The organism is Marinobacterium stanieri (assembly GCF_900155945.1).
GTDB classification, from domain to species: domain Bacteria; phylum Pseudomonadota; class Gammaproteobacteria; order Pseudomonadales; family Balneatricaceae; genus Marinobacterium; species Marinobacterium stanieri.
The window spans coordinates 1-14,662 of record NZ_FTMN01000011.1; the positions used below are offsets into that span (position 1 = coordinate 1).

At 56.7% G+C, this 14,662-nt stretch carries 14 protein-coding genes; 4 read left to right on the forward strand and 10 right to left on the reverse strand.

The window, feature by feature from the left end; genetic code table 11:
- Nucleotides 1-132: 132 nt before the first annotated feature.
- The 9 genes from tatC to BW956_RS19180 all read right to left on the reverse strand — a co-directional run bounded on the left by tatC (nucleotide 133) and on the right by BW956_RS19180 (nucleotide 7,187).
- Nucleotides 133-933: a twin-arginine translocase subunit TatC gene (tatC, locus tag BW956_RS19140; RefSeq protein ID WP_076465444.1), complete on the reverse strand. Its 801-nt coding sequence runs from the start codon at nucleotides 931-933 to the stop codon at nucleotides 133-135.
- Nucleotides 930-1,289 (reverse strand): Sec-independent protein translocase protein TatB, encoded by a 360-nt coding sequence (tatB, locus tag BW956_RS19145; RefSeq protein ID WP_076465447.1) that lies wholly within the window; start codon nucleotides 1,287-1,289, stop codon nucleotides 930-932. Before tatB ends, tatC begins: the two co-directional genes overlap by 4 nt.
- 11 nt (nucleotides 1,290-1,300) lie before the next feature.
- Nucleotides 1,301-1,558 (reverse strand): Sec-independent protein translocase subunit TatA, encoded by a 258-nt coding sequence (tatA, locus tag BW956_RS19150; RefSeq protein ID WP_076465450.1) that lies wholly within the window; start codon nucleotides 1,556-1,558, stop codon nucleotides 1,301-1,303.
- A 90-nt stretch (nucleotides 1,559-1,648) separates the two neighbouring features.
- A complete protein-coding gene (locus BW956_RS19155) occupies nucleotides 1,649-1,978 on the reverse strand; it encodes a phosphoribosyl-ATP diphosphatase (RefSeq protein ID WP_010324389.1) in 330 nt (109 codons plus the stop codon).
- Between the two features lie 3 nt (nucleotides 1,979-1,981).
- Complete coding sequence (gene hisI, locus BW956_RS19160; RefSeq protein WP_010324390.1) at nucleotides 1,982-2,380, reverse strand: phosphoribosyl-AMP cyclohydrolase; 399 nt, start codon at nucleotides 2,378-2,380, stop codon at nucleotides 1,982-1,984.
- A 68-nt stretch (nucleotides 2,381-2,448) separates the two neighbouring features.
- Nucleotides 2,449-4,080: a ubiquinone biosynthesis regulatory protein kinase UbiB gene (ubiB, locus tag BW956_RS19165; protein WP_076465453.1), complete on the reverse strand. Its 1,632-nt coding sequence runs from the start codon at nucleotides 4,078-4,080 to the stop codon at nucleotides 2,449-2,451.
- Between the two features lie 38 nt (nucleotides 4,081-4,118).
- On the reverse strand, nucleotides 4,119-5,684 hold the full coding sequence (locus BW956_RS19170) for a GGDEF domain-containing protein (protein WP_139327236.1): 1,566 nt from the start codon (nucleotides 5,682-5,684) through the stop codon (nucleotides 4,119-4,121).
- Nucleotides 5,685-5,809: 125 nt separating this feature from the next.
- Entirely contained in the window at nucleotides 5,810-6,436 is a 627-nt protein-coding gene (locus tag BW956_RS19175) for a thiol:disulfide interchange protein DsbA/DsbL (protein WP_076465458.1), read from the reverse strand.
- 148 nt (nucleotides 6,437-6,584) lie between these two features.
- On the reverse strand, nucleotides 6,585-7,187 hold the full coding sequence (locus BW956_RS19180; RefSeq protein ID WP_010324394.1) for a c-type cytochrome: 603 nt from the start codon (nucleotides 7,185-7,187) through the stop codon (nucleotides 6,585-6,587).
- Between the two features lie 200 nt (nucleotides 7,188-7,387).
- Here BW956_RS19180 and yihA point away from each other — a divergent pair, with 200 nt between their 5' ends.
- The gene (yihA, locus tag BW956_RS19185; protein WP_076465461.1) at nucleotides 7,388-8,035 is read left to right on the forward strand and encodes a ribosome biogenesis GTP-binding protein YihA/YsxC; all 648 of its coding nucleotides are present in this window, start codon (nucleotides 7,388-7,390) and stop codon (nucleotides 8,033-8,035) included.
- Nucleotides 8,036-8,205: 170 nt separating this feature from the next.
- On the opposite strand, the gene polA is transcribed toward yihA, so the two are convergent.
- A complete protein-coding gene (gene polA / locus BW956_RS19190) occupies nucleotides 8,206-10,950 on the reverse strand; it encodes a DNA polymerase I (RefSeq protein ID WP_076465686.1) in 2,745 nt (914 codons plus the stop codon).
- A 95-nt stretch (nucleotides 10,951-11,045) separates the two neighbouring features.
- On the opposite strand from polA, the gene BW956_RS19195 reads away from it, so the two are divergent.
- The 3 genes from BW956_RS19195 to uvrD all read left to right on the forward strand — a co-directional run bounded on the left by BW956_RS19195 (nucleotide 11,046) and on the right by uvrD (nucleotide 14,648).
- On the forward strand, nucleotides 11,046-11,330 hold the full coding sequence (locus BW956_RS19195) for a DUF2782 domain-containing protein (RefSeq protein ID WP_237708666.1): 285 nt from the start codon (nucleotides 11,046-11,048) through the stop codon (nucleotides 11,328-11,330).
- 6 nt (nucleotides 11,331-11,336) lie between these two features.
- On the forward strand, nucleotides 11,337-12,320 hold the full coding sequence (locus BW956_RS19200) for a homoserine kinase (protein WP_076465689.1): 984 nt from the start codon (nucleotides 11,337-11,339) through the stop codon (nucleotides 12,318-12,320).
- Nucleotides 12,321-12,437: 117 nt separating this feature from the next.
- A complete protein-coding gene (uvrD, locus tag BW956_RS19205; RefSeq protein WP_076465464.1) occupies nucleotides 12,438-14,648 on the forward strand; it encodes a DNA helicase II in 2,211 nt (736 codons plus the stop codon).
- Nucleotides 14,649-14,662 lie beyond the last annotated feature (14 nt).

A 14,662-nucleotide genomic window follows, 5' to 3' on the forward strand; every position in this document is an offset into this window, starting at 1 on the left:
GAAAGGGCTTCAAAAGGCAACCAAGGAGTCCCGCTCAAATGATCTCAGCCTATACACATATAGAAGAGTAGAACAGAAACGACAACGGGCACCCAAGGGTGCCCGTTGTCGTCATATGAAGAGAGTCTTCACTCAGGAATTCGAATTCCTGTTTTCCTGCTCTTCATCGATTGCATCATCCAGTTCCTGATCCAGCTCTTCATCGGGTTTCGGCTTGATCAGGATACGCCCCATCAGAATACCCACTTCAAACAAGAGCCACATGGGAACAGCCAGCAGGCTTTGCGAAATGATATCAGGCGGTGTCAGCAGCATACCCAATACAAAGCAGGCAACGATCACATAATGACGCTTTGACTTGAGACTCTCTACCGTCACGATACCGGACCAGAGCAACAGCAAGGTTGCTACCGGAATCTCAAATACCACGCCAAAGGCGAAAAACAGCTTCAGCACGAAGTTGAGGTAGCTGCTGATATCGGTCATAACCGCGATATTTTCCGGCCCCACACTGGTGAAGAAGCCAAAGATCAGCGGAAACACCACGAAGTACGCAAAAGCGATACCGAGATAGAACAGCAGGATGCTCGATAGCAGCAGGGGAATAGCCAGGCGTTTTTCGTGTGTATACAGGCCTGGTGCAATAAAGCTCCAGGCCTGATGCAGCAGAAAGGGCATCGCCAGAAAGGCTGAAAACACCAGCGTCAGCTTGAAAGGTGCAAAAAACGGAGAGGTCACATCCGTGGCAATCATGCTGGTGCCTTCCGGCAAGAGCGCGGTCAGCGGTGCGGACAACCAGGTGTAGAGATCATTGGCGAAATAGAACAGGCACAGGAAAATAACCAGAATCGCCAACACACTGTAGAGCAAGCGTTGCCGTAACTCGACAAGGTGCGCAATCAGAGGTTGCTCCTGATCGGTATGCTGACTCATCGTGTTTCCTTGTTATCACTGCTCTGCTGTGTGCGGGTGTCGGTTTCACTGGTGGACGATGCTTCTGCGGCACCGGCCTCACTGTCGGCGCAGCTGTCAGCAAAAGGCTGTTGAAATGGCTGCCGCATTTCATTCAGCTCTTTGTCCAGCTGTTCTTTCTGCATGGCCGTGGTGCGTTTCAGCTCTTCCACACGTAACTCTTCGCGAATTTCCGTTTGGATCGAGGTAAGTGAACGACGCACCCGACCCAGCCAGAGTCCGCAAGTGCGTGCAGCCATAGGCAGACGTTCAGGCCCCAGCACCAGCAGAGCCACCACGCCAACCACCATCAGCTCAAAAAATCCGATATCAAACATCGGCTGCGATCTTACTTGTCTGTCTTACTGTCAGCTTTGCTGCCAGTCGTATCGCTGTCTTTGAACTGGGCGTCCTGCTCTTCAGACAATTTCTTCTGCGTATCAGCATCGTTCTTGGCACTGGTCTCGTCTTCGTTGACCGCCTTTTTGAAGCTTTTCAACGCGCCGCCCAGGTCACCGCCAATGTTGCGCAGTTTTTTGGTTCCGAACAGCAGAATGATGATTACCAGGACAATCAACAGCTGCCAAATACTAATACCACCAAGCATGATGCCTCCCGCAGGTACACATAAGGGCTAATTCGATGGGATAACGTTATACGCTATTTCCATGACATCGGCACCCTTGCCGATGTGCAATCACTTACTTCGTGACGCTTTTTCTTCCAGTCCGGACAGGTCAAAGCGTCGGGCCAACTCTTCCAGCACCGCTTCATGGCTCTCGCCCAGGTGTGACAACATCACCAGGGAGTGAAACCAGAGATCAGCCGTTTCATAAATCAGTTCACTGTGGTCGCCACTTACTGCAGCGTCCTTGGCCGCCAACAGCGTTTCCACGCTCTCTTCACCGACCTTTTCCAGAATCTTGTTCAAGCCCTTGGCATGCAATGAAGCCACATAGGAGCTGTCCGGGCTGGCGTTCTTGCGCGCCTCCAACACTTCGGCGAGGCGATCCAGTACTTCACTCATGGTTCAGTCCTTGTTTGCGTAGATCTGATTGGGGTCACGCTGGACCTCGTCCACTGTTTCCCACTCATGTTTATCATTCAGTACACGGTAGAAACAGCTTTCACGGCCGGTATGACAGGCAATGCCACCCAGCTGCTCAACACTGAGCAGGACGACATCCGCATCACAGTCCAGACGAATCTCGTGCAGCTTTTGCACATGACCGGATTCTTCACCCTTGCGCCAGAGGCGGTTGCGTGAGCGTGACCAGTAGATACCGCGGCCCTCTTCGACGGTCAGTCGCAACGCTTCCTCGTTCATCCAGGCAACCATCAGGATACGGCCGCTGATATGGTCCTGTGCAATAGCCGGTACCAGACCTTTTTCATCCCACTTGACCTGTTCGATCCATTGCTCAGACATATATCACCCACCGTCGTTGGTTAGTTAAGGGGGCGAAAGCATAACCGATCGATTGCACAGCGACCACCTCAGGCGCGCCAGAGCAGGATCCAGCCCGCACCTGCAGCCACACCGGCCAGCAGAGGCAGCTGCTGCAACGACTGCCAGAGTTGCGGCTGACTGGCAGCCAGGGCCGCTGCGACCAGTGTCGCGCCCGCCAGTAGGCTGCGACGCGTGCGGCGGCGCTCAACCTGTTGCTCCCGCGCCAACTGACGCTGAAACTCGGCATCGGTGGCCGAATGCAGTTTCATCTGTTCAAGACTGTCATAGACCATTTGTGGCAGGTGCGGCAGTTTTTCCAGCCACTCCGGCGCCTGCTCCTTCACATTACGGTAGACCGCCTTAACGCCCATTCGCTCCTGCATCCAGTTTTCCAGGAAGGGTTTGGCCGTTTGCCAAAGGTCCAGGTCCGGATACAGCTGACGCCCGAGGCCTTCAATATTGAGCAGGGTTTTCTGCAGCAGTACCAGCTGAGGCTGTACTTCCATATTGAATCGACGTGCCGTCTGGAACAGCCCCAGCAGCACCATGCCGAAGGAAATATCTTTCAGCGGTTTTTCGAAGATCGGCTCGCATACACTGCGAATGGCGGTTTCGAACGCATGTACGTTGGTATCCCTTGGTACCCAGCCCGAATCGATATGCAGCTGGGCAACCTGGCGATAGTCTCGTTTGAAGAACGCCAGGATATTACGCGCCAGGTAGTTCTGGTCTTCCGCGTTGAGCGACCCGATGATGCCGAAGTCCACTGCGATGTACTGAGGATCAGAAGGGTTATCTCGGGATACAAAAATATTGCCTGGGTGCATATCGGCATGGAAAAAGCTGTCACGGAACACCTGGGTGAAAAAGATCTCCACGCCACGTTCGGCCAGGCATTTCATATCCGTACCCTGAGCCCGCAGCTGAGCCACGTCTGCAACGGGCACGCCGTGGATACGCTCCATCACCAATACCTGCTGGCGGGTGTGGTCCCAAAAGATTTCGGGCACATAGAGAATACCTGAACCTTCGAAGTTGCGGCGCAGCTGGGAGCCGTTGGCCGCTTCCTTGCGCAGGTCGAGCTCATCAAAGATGGTTTGCTCATACTCGGCAACCACTTCCACCGGACGCAAGCGACGCCCTTCAACCCAGAGCTTTTGCACCAGACGTGCCAGCAGGTAGAGGAGGGCGACATCCTGGCGGATCACACGACCAATACCCGGTCGAATGACTTTCACCACCACCGAGCGACCATTCTTCAGTGTCGCGGCATGTACCTGAGCCACCGACGCAGACGCCATGGGTTCCTGTTCGAACACGGCGAAGATTTCACTCACCGGTTGCTTCAGTTCACGCTCAATAATCTGGCGTGCGCGCGCGCCTTCGAAAGGCGGCACCCGATCCTGCAAACGGGCCAGCTCTTCTGCCAGATCATCCGGCAGCAAGTCACGGCGCGTGGACAGCATCTGGCCAAACTTGATGAAGACCGGCCCCAGCGCTTCCAGCGCCAGACGCAACCGCTCGGCCTGGGAGTGTCGAGCCGGTATCAGGTAACGCCAGAACATGAGCCGGAACATCAGCTGCACGTACCAGGGCATCAGTGGCTGGGTGAAGAAGGTATCGAGTCGGTATTTGGCAAAGATCCAGGCGATCTTCAGCGAGCGGATCAGGGTTCGCACGGCGCGGTCTATCCTGTCATGGCACAAAAGAGGCTATTCTAGCCTTTTCCGCCCACCTGTGTCTGGTTGCGACCCTGTTGTTTTGCCAGATAGAGCGCCTGGTCGGCACGGTTGAAAAGGGCTTCAGGGTCATCCGCATCACGTATTTCGGCCACACCAAAGGAGAGTGTCACCTCAACGCGCTCGCCCTTGAAGTTGAACGGGCTGTCGGCGATCGCCTGACGCAGTTTCTCCGTTGCCTGCAGCGCCTCCTCCGCCCCGGTTGAGGGGAACAGGATCACGAACTCTTCACCACCGTAACGTGCGATAAAATCGTTGGAGCGCAGGTTGTGTTTCAAGACTTTCGCCACCAGGCGCAATACACGGTCACCCGCCAGGTGCCCGAGGTGGTCATTGATCTTCTTGAAGAAATCGATATCGCCCACCGCCAGCGAGAACTGGGTGCCATAGCGCTGCCAGCGTTCATGCTCGGAGCTCAGGTGATGGTCATAGGAAGTACGGTTGGGCAGTCCGGTAAGCGGATCAGTACGTGCCCGCAGCTGTTCCTCCTGCATCCGGGCTTTGACCTTGCTGGTTTCCAGCTCCATCTGCTCAACCTTGGTCAGCAGATCATCGTAGCGACGGTTAAGGCGCGTTTCGCGCTCCTGTTCCTGCTGACGATAACTGTCCATGGCCCGCACAATGGATGCCAGTTGCTGGGACACACTCTGCTTCAGGGTTTTGAGATCTTCAGATTCTTTCACAGAGCGGTGGATGTTACGCACATCCCGGCGCACCTGGGAGTCCAGCTGGCTGTGCGTCTGCACCGCCGAAAGCTCATCGTTGCGACTTTCTTCCAGAAACTGCTGCACAAAGCTGAGCTGGGAGTTCAGCGTGAGCAAATAGTTTTCAAAATCTTCCTGAGTATTGCCGTTTGCCAGGCGAACCAGCTGTACCAGTGACGACAGGATGGCCGGCAGACGCTCAAGGGTAATGCCCTGTTCAATTTCAAGCACCAGCCCACGTGCCTGTTCCACACCCTCGGCCGGAATCTGCAGCAGCTCGATCATCTGCAAAAGCTCTGCCGCCATGGACGCACCCAGCGTCTCAATGTCGCTGTCCTGCGAGGAGTTAAGCTCGAAATCCTGATCGGACTCGGGCATGGCACCGTTTCCAAGCATGCCGGCCTGTATTTCGATCAGTTCACTGATCAGCTCGGCCAGCGCATACAAATGCTCGGTTGCTTCAGGAACTCGGGTATCGATACTGCCAATCAGATTTGCGACCGAGGGCGCCGGATTGGCACGTCGCAACTGTTGCGTCCAGCGGTGGAGAATACGGATAAGCAGTTCGCGGCTGCTCTGCCGCTCCATATCCAACTGGCCAACTTCTTTCTTGATCTGGCGAAGAATAGAGGGAATACGTTTGCGGTTTTGTTCTTTGAGCACTTCGCCCAGCTGGGTCAACTCGGTGTCCAGCGAGCCGGATATGCCGTTCATACCCAGAGAAAGGTGGTCTACGAGGGAGCGGAGCTGTTCGTGGTAACGTTCTTCACTTTGCTGTTTGCGTTCAACTTCAAGCGTCAGTTCCGTGTATTTACGTTTCCAGTTTTCCTGGTCTGGCACCACGCGGTCCCCTCGTCGCAATACTCTATGAATATATCCCTAAAGCATATTCCCTTAGCCCCGGAATTGGAAATTTAAAACCGCCGTATGACGGCGGTTTTATTGAACTCAGATCAAGGCCGCGTTTACTGAGCAGCACGTTCCTTTTCGATCAGGTAATCCACCACTTCCAGCATCTGTTTGTGGCCACCCGCCGACTGGGCAGTGACGCGATACTTGCCATTCACGATCATGGACGGCACGCCAGTTACTTCATAACCTCGCAGCTTGGCATCACCCTGTTTCAGCTTCATATTGACCGCAAAAGAGTCATACAGCTTGTTGAACTTCTCTTCGGGCAGTCCCAGATCCGCATAGAACTCGGCCAGATCTTCAGCCGTGCGGAACCGCTTGCGCTGCAGGTGGATGGCATCAAACATCGGCTGGTGTGTGTCTTCCACCTTATCGGACAGTTCAGCTACGTAATAGGCACGCGCCAGCGGCTCCCAGCTGCGACCAAACACCACCGGCAAGCCAACAAAGGCCACGTCGTCAGCTTTCTTCTCGCGCCAGCTGGACAGCAGGGGCTCAAAGGTATTGCAGTGCGGGCAGAGATAGCCGAAGGCTTCAGTCACTTCAATCTTGTTTTCGTCCACGGTTTTCACCGGGAAGGGCAACTCGAAATAGTGCTGATTGGCACGGTATTCTTCAGCCCAGGCGGGCAGTGCCGCGAGCATGGATACACAGAGGGCGGCAAACAATTTCTTGAACATATAAGCGTCCTTTAGTGAGTCTGTTCAGTACATCGCGGATAGACCACCATACAGACCAATTGGTTCAGTCCGGTATAGCGCAACCGGTAGCTGGTGACAAAAAAGGCAGCCGAAGCTGCCCTTTAGGTCATGATGACTGTTTAGCCGATCAGTGCAGGCCCTGCACGTACTGGGAAACAGCCTTCATCTCTTCTGCACTCATCTTGGAGGCGATATCACGCATCATGCTGGACGGATCGTTGGCACGATCGCCGCTGGCAAATTTCTGCAGAGAGGTTTCGATGTACTGTGCGTGCTGACCACCCAGTTTCGGGTAGGCAGCCGTATCGATGCCAGCGCCGGACGGACCGTGACAAGCGGTACAGGCCGCAACACCTTTCTCGGCAACACCCGCGCGCCAGATTTTCTGACCCAGCTCGATCTGATCTTCAGCCGCCTGGCCCAGCTGCATGTTCTTGCTGGCGAAGTAGGCTGCGATATCGGCCAGATCCTGATCGCTCAGGTTGGTCAGCATGCCGGTCATTTCCGGAACCATGCGCGCACCGCTTTTGATGTCGTTCAGCTGTTTCAGCAGGTATTTTTCACCCTGTCCAGCCAGCTTCGGGAAGTTACCGACAACACTGTTGCCATCTGCACTGTGGCAGGCTGCACAAACGGCAGTCTTGGCCTGGCCTGCAGCTGCATCACCTGCCGCGTGAGCGACGCCGGTGAGGCCGATGCTTACCAGTAAGCTGATCAGTAGTTTGTTCATTGACTAACCCAGACTCTTGCTTGACGAAATGTGTGCATATCCCGGCATCTTGGATTGTAATTGTGCCAGAACAACCAATTTCCACTATTACCCTGACTGGAGACAGACTCTGTTCGCGGGTAAAATTGGCGGCATTATAAACCAATATCCCCACAAACTGGAACGGATATGTTCAGTTTGTGGCCACTGAGTGCTGCGCCATGTCAACCCCAGAGCCTGTCATCCATTACAACCTCGCCCGTTTTGAAACCAGCGCCGCACGTCTGGACCAGTGTCCAGCGGACGAGGGCGCAGAAGTCGCCTTTGCCGGTCGCTCCAACGCGGGCAAGTCCAGCGCCATCAATGCCCTGACCCAGCAAACCGGTCTGGCACGCACCTCGAAAACCCCGGGGCGCACCCAGTTGATCAACTTTTTCAGTCTGAATATCGAAGGCCTGAAGATTGTCGATTTGCCTGGTTACGGCTATGCCAAGGTGCCGATTGCCATGAAACAGCACTGGCAGCGCCATCTGGATGCGTACCTGCAGCACCGGGAGAGCCTGCGCGGCGTCGTGCTGGTGATGGATATTCGCCACCCGATGAAAGAGTTCGACGAGATGATGGTGCATTGGTGTGAAGCCACCGGCGTGCCGCTGCACGTGCTGCTGACCAAGGAAGACAAGCTCAAGCGCGGCCCGGCCAAAAGCACGCTGCTGCAACTGAAGAAAGCTCTGAAAGAACGTCTGGGCGACAAAGTCAGTGTACAGACCTTCTCTGCCCTCAAGCGTAGCGGTGTCGACCAGCTGCGCCAGCGCATCGACAACTGGCTGCTGGCCGATTTGATCGAGCCTGAGTCAGACGACATCTGATACAAATAAAAACCCCGGCTGGTGGAAGGGGAGCACCACAGCCGGGGCAAGGGATGTCATGACAGAGCGAGCCACGGTCCACGCTGGCACAGACAATGGACGTTTCTTACACGCGGCTCGTTAAATCAGACAATGTGTGTAGAAAAAGTTCACCACTGAGCAAAAAAAGATCAGTGTGCCTGCTCCCAGTTATCGCCGACGCCCGCATCCACCAGCAGCGGCACCGCCAGCTCGGCAGCATCCTCCATTAGGGGCTTCAGCTGGGCACAGAAGTTATCCACTTCGCCCTCACGCACTTCAAAGATCAATTCATCGTGCACCTGCATAATCATGCGGGCATCCATGTCACCCTGTTCCAGCCAGTTATCCACTGCCAGCATCGCCTTCTTGATGATGTCGGCCGCAGTCCCCTGCATGGGCGCATTGATCGCTGTACGTTCAGCGGCCTGACGCTTCATCGGGTTGCGGTTGTTGATATCCGGCAGGTAAAGGCGACGCCCGAACAGGGTTTCAACATAGCCCTGATCCCGGGCCTGGGCACGGGTTTCATCCATGTAGCGCTGAACACCGGGGTAGGTGGCAAAGTAATGCTCGATATAGGTACCGGCTTCCTTGTTGCCAATGCCCAGCTGCTTGGCCAGGCCAAACGCCGACATGCCGTAAATCAGACCGAAGTTGATCGCCTTGGCACTGCGGCGCTGGTCGGCGGTTACATTATCCACAGTGGTGCCAAAGACCTCGGCCGCCGTTGCCTTGTGGATATCTTCACCGTGACGGAAAGCATTCAACAAGCCCTCATCGCCGGACAGGTGCGCCATGATGCGCAGCTCAATCTGTGAATAATCCGCCGCTACGATCTTGTACCCATCGGGAGCGACAAAGGCGTTACGAATACGACGCCCCTCGGGCGTGCGCACCGGGATGTTCTGCAGGTTGGGCTCGGATGAAGACAGACGACCGGTCGCCGTCACCGCCTGGTGATAAGAAGTATGCACACGCCCCGTCGCCGGATTGATCATCTGCGGCAGCTTGTCGGTATAGGTGCTCTTGAGCTTGCTCAGACCACGCTGTTCGATCAGCAGCTTGGGTAATGGGTAATCCAGCGCCAGCTCCTGCAGTACTTCTTCAGCGGTTGAAGGTGCGCCCTTGGGCGTTTTCTTCTTAACCGGAAGGCCCATTTTTTCGAACAGGATCGCCTGCAGCTGTTTGGTGGAATTGAGATTGAACTCCTCGCCGGCCAGCTCGAACGCTTCTTTTTCGATTTCGCCCAAACGCTGTTCAAGTTCCCGACTCTGTTCACCGAGAATGCGAGCATCCACCAGCGCACCGCGATACTCCATCCGCGACAGTACCGGGATCAGTGGGCGCTCAATCTCGTCAAACACCCTCAGCAACTCACCTTCGGCCGCCAGCTGAGGCTGCAGTTTTTGATGCAGACGCAGGGTGATATCGGCATCTTCCGCGGCATAAGGCGCTGCCTGTTCCAGCTCGACCTGGTTGAATGTCAGCTGCTTCTTGCCCTTGCCGGCAATGCTTTCAAAACTGGTAGTGGTCACACCCAGATGACGATCCGCCAGGGTATCCATGTCGTGACGGCTGGCGGTGGAGTTGAGTACATAGGACTCCAGCATGGTGTCCGCTCCCACGCCCTGCAGTTCGATATCGTAGTGGCGCAGCACGTTCATGTCGTATTTGATGTGCTGGCCGATCTTTTTCAGCTCGGGATCTTCCAGTAGTGGTTTCAGCTGCGCCAACACCTCGGCGCGGTCCAGCTGCTCAGGGGCCCCCATATAGTCATGCGCCAATGGCACATAGGCCGCCTTGCCGGGCTCAACGGCGAAAGACACACCGACCAGCTGCGCTTCCATGTAATTCAGGCTGGTGGTTTCGGTATCAAAGGCAAATTCACCGGCAGCTTTCAGCTGCTTCAGCCAAGCATCCAGTGCTTCCTGGGTCAGCAGGGTTTCATATTCGGTTGCTATATCAGGTTCCGCTGTCACCGGTTCGTCGGCACCCAGCTCCTCGGCGTCACCGGCTTCCAGCTCACGTACCCAGCTTTTGAATTCGAACTGTTTGAACAGCTCGACCAGCTTTTCCGGCTCAGGGGCGGGCATGCCAATGTCATGCAGATGAATATGCAGGGGAACGTCGGTCTTGATGGTGGCCAACAGGTAGGACAGCTCCGCCGCTTCGCGATTGGCTTCCAGCTTTTTCGGCATGGACTTGGCACCACGGAAGGTCAGCTCCGGAATCTTGTCGAGGTTGTCGTAAAGATCGCTGATTCCGCCGATGCCCTGAAGCAGAGCCAGCGCTGTTTTCTCACCCACGCCCGGCACACCGGGGATGTTATCGACCTTATCGCCCATGAGCGCCAGCAGATCGATTACCAGGCGTGGCGGCACACCGAACTTCTCTTCAACCCCGGCTTCATCCATGGTGGTGTCGTTCATGGTGTTGATCAGGGTGACATGCTGATCCACCAGCTGCGCCATATCCTTATCACCGGTGGAGATCACCACCGGGCGACCGGATTCACTGGCCTGACGCGCCAGCGTACCGATCACATCATCGGCTTCGACGCCTTCTTCCACATACAGGGGCAGACCCATGGCACGGATAATGGCGTGAATCGGTTCCACCTGAGAGCGCAAGTCATCCGGCATGGGTGGCCGCTGTGACTTATACTCAGCATAGATCTCGTCGCGGAAGGTTTTGCCCTTGGCATCAAAGATCACCGCGACCGGACTGTCGGGATAGTCCTTCAGCAGCCGCTTGAGCATGGAGGTCACCACCCGGATGGCGCCCGTCGGAGTGCCATCGGCGGTGCGCAAATCCGCCTGCTGAGAGGCAAAGAAAGCGCGATAAAGGTAGGAGGAGCCATCCACCAGAATGACCGGGGCGTGCTGTTCGCTCATGGGAATATCCGTTAAAAGCTGTTTGGGGTTGTTCATGCCTGCGACAAGGCCCACAATCATAGACAATTCAACCCGGACTCACCAACTGAGACGCAATGATGCTGAAACAACTGACCCTGGCGACACTTCTTGCAGTGGCCCCCTTGGCTCAGGCCGAGGTCGTGGATGACCCGGCGGCGAACGAGCCTGAGATCACGATCACCCACGATGCTGGCAACACCTACTATGAGTACACCATTAATGGTCAGCTCAAGGAGATCAAGGTCGTGCCCAAGACAGGCAAGCCGTATTATCTGGTGCCGGCCGAGGGTTCACAAAAATTCATCCGCATGGACGAATCACAGTTGCTGATTCCGAAATGGGTTATCTTCCGCTGGTAATTGATCTTGGCCGTATACACCCATATCAGCCGCCCCCAACTTGAAGCCCTGCTCGAGGACTATAGCCTCGGCCAGCTGGTGGAATTCAAGGGCATCGAAGGCGGCATCGAAAACTCCAACTATTTCGTCACTCTGGAGCAGGATGGCAGCCAGATCGACTACGTGCTGACGCTCTTTGAAGAGCTCGGCTACGACGAAATGCCCTTTTTCGTAGAGCTGGGGCAATGGCTACAGGCACGTCAGGTACCCGTACCCTTCGCGATCAAGGACAGAAATGGTATTGCCCTGAAGCAGCTCGGTGGCAAACCCGCATTCTTCCAGCCCCGCTTCCATGGCCAGCATGTAGAGCGTGCCGAGATAACACCCGAGCACTGTGCCGAAATCGGTGCGGCCCTGGCGCGCTTTCACCTGGCCGGTGAAGAATTTTACCTGCGCCGCCAGGCACAGCGCGGTGTTTTCTGGTGGCGCCGCGAAAGCCAGGCAATCCAGCACCTGCTCAAGCCCGAAGATGCGGAGCTGCTGCGTCAGGAAGTGGCCCTGTTCGACGAGTTGCGTGACAAGCCATTCGGCCTGCCGCTGGGCACCATTCATGGCGATCTCTTCCATGACAACGCCTTGTTCGCCGGCGATCGCCTGGAAGCCATACTGGATATCTATAACGCCGCTACCGCATTTCTGCTGTTCGACCTGGCCATCGTCGCCAACGACTGGTGCACCGATGCTCAGGGCAATGTAGACCCTCAACGCGAACAGGCACTGACCCGAGCTTACGCCGGTGTCCGTCCCTTCAGCGATGAAGAGTGCGCTGCCTGGCCCAAGCTGACCCGAACCGCTGCCATGCGTTTCTGGCTGTCACGCCTGATTCCCTGGCTCGGTGTGGAACAGGCATCACGGCAGGGCGCGGAGATGCGCCTCAAGGATCCGGACGAATTGCGCCGCATTCTGCTCAATCGCATCGCCCAGCCAGCCAGTATCAGCCCCGCTGGCTAAGACAATACACGGCCCCGGCTGCCCGAGAGTTCAGGCAGAGCACCCGGGGCTGGTATACTGACTGCATTTCCCGCACGCGACTCTCGCTTCAACCCAGGTTTCAATTCGGCAGGTCCCATGGACGTTACACATATCATCGATTCGCTCAACGACGCCCAGCGGCAGGCAGTGTCCGCTGATCTGAAAAACCTGCTGGTACTGGCCGGTGCCGGTTCCGGCAAGACCCGTGTGCTGGTGCACCGTATCGCCTGGCTGATCGAGACCGAAGGTCTCTCGCCCTATTCGATCATGGCGGTGACCTTTACCAACAAGGCCGCACGAGAGATGCGTGGGCGTATTGAACATCTGCTGGGGATCAACACCCACGGCATGTGGGTCGGCACCTTCCATGGTCTGGCGCACCGACTGCTGCGCGCCCACTGGCGTGATGCCGGCCTGCGCGACAACTTCCAGATCATGGACAGCGACGACCAGCTGCGTCTGCTCAAGCGGTTGTGCAAGGAGATGAACCTGGACGACAGCCGCTGGCCGGCACGCCAGTTCCAGTGGTTTATCAACGGTCAGAAGGATGAAGGACTGCGCAGCGCGCATATCGAGCGTACCGGCGACCCCTACCAGACCATGATGATCCGGGTATACGAAGCCTACGAAGATGCCTGCGAACGCGGCGGCATGATCGACTTCGGCGAGCTGCTGCTGCGGGCACTTGAGCTGTTGCGTGATCGTGCGCCCCAACTGCTGGCACATTACCGTGAGCGCTTCCGCTATGTCCTGGTGGACGAGTTTCAGGATACCAACGCCATCCAGTACGCCTGGCTACGTCTGTTGTGTGAAGGCGAGAACAAGCTGATGGCGGTGGGTGATGACGACCAGTCGATCTACGGCTGGCGTGGCGCCCGCATCGAGAACATCCAGCACCTGGAAGAGCATTTCCCGGGTACCGAAACCATCCGTCTGGAACAGAACTACCGTTCCACCGGCACCATTCTGCAGGCCGCCAACGCGGTTATTCAGAACAACTTCGGTCGTCTGGGCAAGCAGCTGTGGACCGAGCTGGGCGAGGGCGAGCCGATCTCTCTCTACAGCGCGTTCAACGAACAGGACGAAGCCCGTTTTATTGTCGACCAGATCCAGAAGTGGGTCGATGACGGCAACCGCCGCGACGAGTCAGCCATTCTTTACCGCTCCAACGCCCAGTCCCGTGTACTGGAGGAGATGCTGATCCGTGCCGGCATGCCCTACCGCATTTATGGCGGCCAGCGCTTCTACGACCGTCTGGAAATCAAGAACGCGCTGGCTTACCTGCGCCTGCTGGCCAACCGCGATGACGACACCGCCATGGAGCGTGTCATCAACGTGCCCACCCGCGGCATCGGCACCCGTACCATCGAAGCCATCCGTGAACATGCCCGTGGTGAAAACGTTTCCATGTGGCGCGCCGCCAATGAAATTACCGAGCTGCGCACACTGCCGGCACGGGCCAACAATGCCCTCCAGGCCTTTATCGACCTGATCAACCAGCTCGATTCCGGCACTCGCGAGGTGGAGCTGCATGAGCAGACCGAACATGTAATCGAACACTCGGGACTGATCCAGCATCACGAGAAAGAGAAGGGCGAGAAGGCTCAGTCACGTATCGAGAACCTGGAAGAGCTGGTCACCGCCACCCGGCAGTTTGCCGGTCAGTGGCAGGAAGATAATGAAGAGGGCTTCAACTCGCCTCTGGCTGCTTTTCTGGACCAGGCCGCGCTGGATGCCGGCGAGACCCAGGCCGATGTGAATACCGACAGCGTACAACTGATGACGCTGCACTCGGCCAAGGGTCTGGAGTTCCCGCTGGTGTTCCTGGCAGGTATGGAAGAGGGCCTGTTCCCGCACAGCATGTCGGCGGAGGAACCGGGCCGTCTCGAAGAAGAACGCCGCCTCTGCTACGTCGGCCTGACTCGCGCCATGCAGAAGCTGCACCTGACCTATGCCGAGTCCCGCCGCCTGCACGGCAAGGAAACCTTCAACCGGGCATCCCGCTTCGTTAACGAGATCCCCAGCGAGCTGATCGAAGAAGTTCGCCTCAACGCCAGTGTGCGCCGCCCATACGGTGCTCAGGACGACAGGGGCAGCAGCCTGTTCGGTGGCGGCTCATCCCTGTCCAGCGCGGAAGTCCCCAGCACGGATCTCAAGCTTGGCCAGACCGTAATGCATCAAAAATTCGGCATGGGCATGGTGACCAACTTTGAAGGCAGCGGCCCCAAGGCACGGGTGCAGGTGAACTTTGAAGAGGTGGGCAGCAAGTGGCTGGTGGTGGGCTTTGCCAACCTGCAGCCGGTCTAAACCAGAGGGCTGCA

What these genes read in the sequence shown, in the direction of transcription:
- tatC (WP_076465444.1), bottom strand. Translation starts at nt 933, where the DNA reads ATGAGTCAGCATACCGATCAGGAGCAACCTCTGATTGCGCACCTTGTC.
- tatB (WP_076465447.1), bottom strand. Translation starts at nt 1,289, where the DNA reads ATGTTTGATATCGGATTTTTTGAGCTGATGGTGGTTGGCGTGGTGGCT.
- tatA (WP_076465450.1), bottom strand. Translation starts at nt 1,558, where the DNA reads ATGCTTGGTGGTATTAGTATTTGGCAGCTGTTGATTGTCCTGGTAATC.
- BW956_RS19155 (WP_010324389.1), bottom strand. Translation starts at nt 1,978, where the DNA reads ATGAGTGAAGTACTGGATCGCCTCGCCGAAGTGTTGGAGGCGCGCAAG.
- hisI (WP_010324390.1), bottom strand. Translation starts at nt 2,380, where the DNA reads ATGTCTGAGCAATGGATCGAACAGGTCAAGTGGGATGAAAAAGGTCTG.
- BW956_RS19175 (WP_076465458.1), bottom strand. Translation starts at nt 6,436, where the DNA reads ATGTTCAAGAAATTGTTTGCCGCCCTCTGTGTATCCATGCTCGCGGCA.
- BW956_RS19180 (WP_010324394.1), bottom strand. Translation starts at nt 7,187, where the DNA reads ATGAACAAACTACTGATCAGCTTACTGGTAAGCATCGGCCTCACCGGC.
- yihA (WP_076465461.1), top strand. Translation starts at nt 7,388, where the DNA reads ATGTCAACCCCAGAGCCTGTCATCCATTACAACCTCGCCCGTTTTGAA.
- polA (WP_076465686.1), bottom strand. Translation starts at nt 10,950, where the DNA reads ATGAGCGAACAGCACGCCCCGGTCATTCTGGTGGATGGCTCCTCCTAC.
- BW956_RS19195 (WP_237708666.1), top strand. Translation starts at nt 11,046, where the DNA reads ATGATGCTGAAACAACTGACCCTGGCGACACTTCTTGCAGTGGCCCCC.
- uvrD (WP_076465464.1), top strand. Translation starts at nt 12,438, where the DNA reads ATGGACGTTACACATATCATCGATTCGCTCAACGACGCCCAGCGGCAG.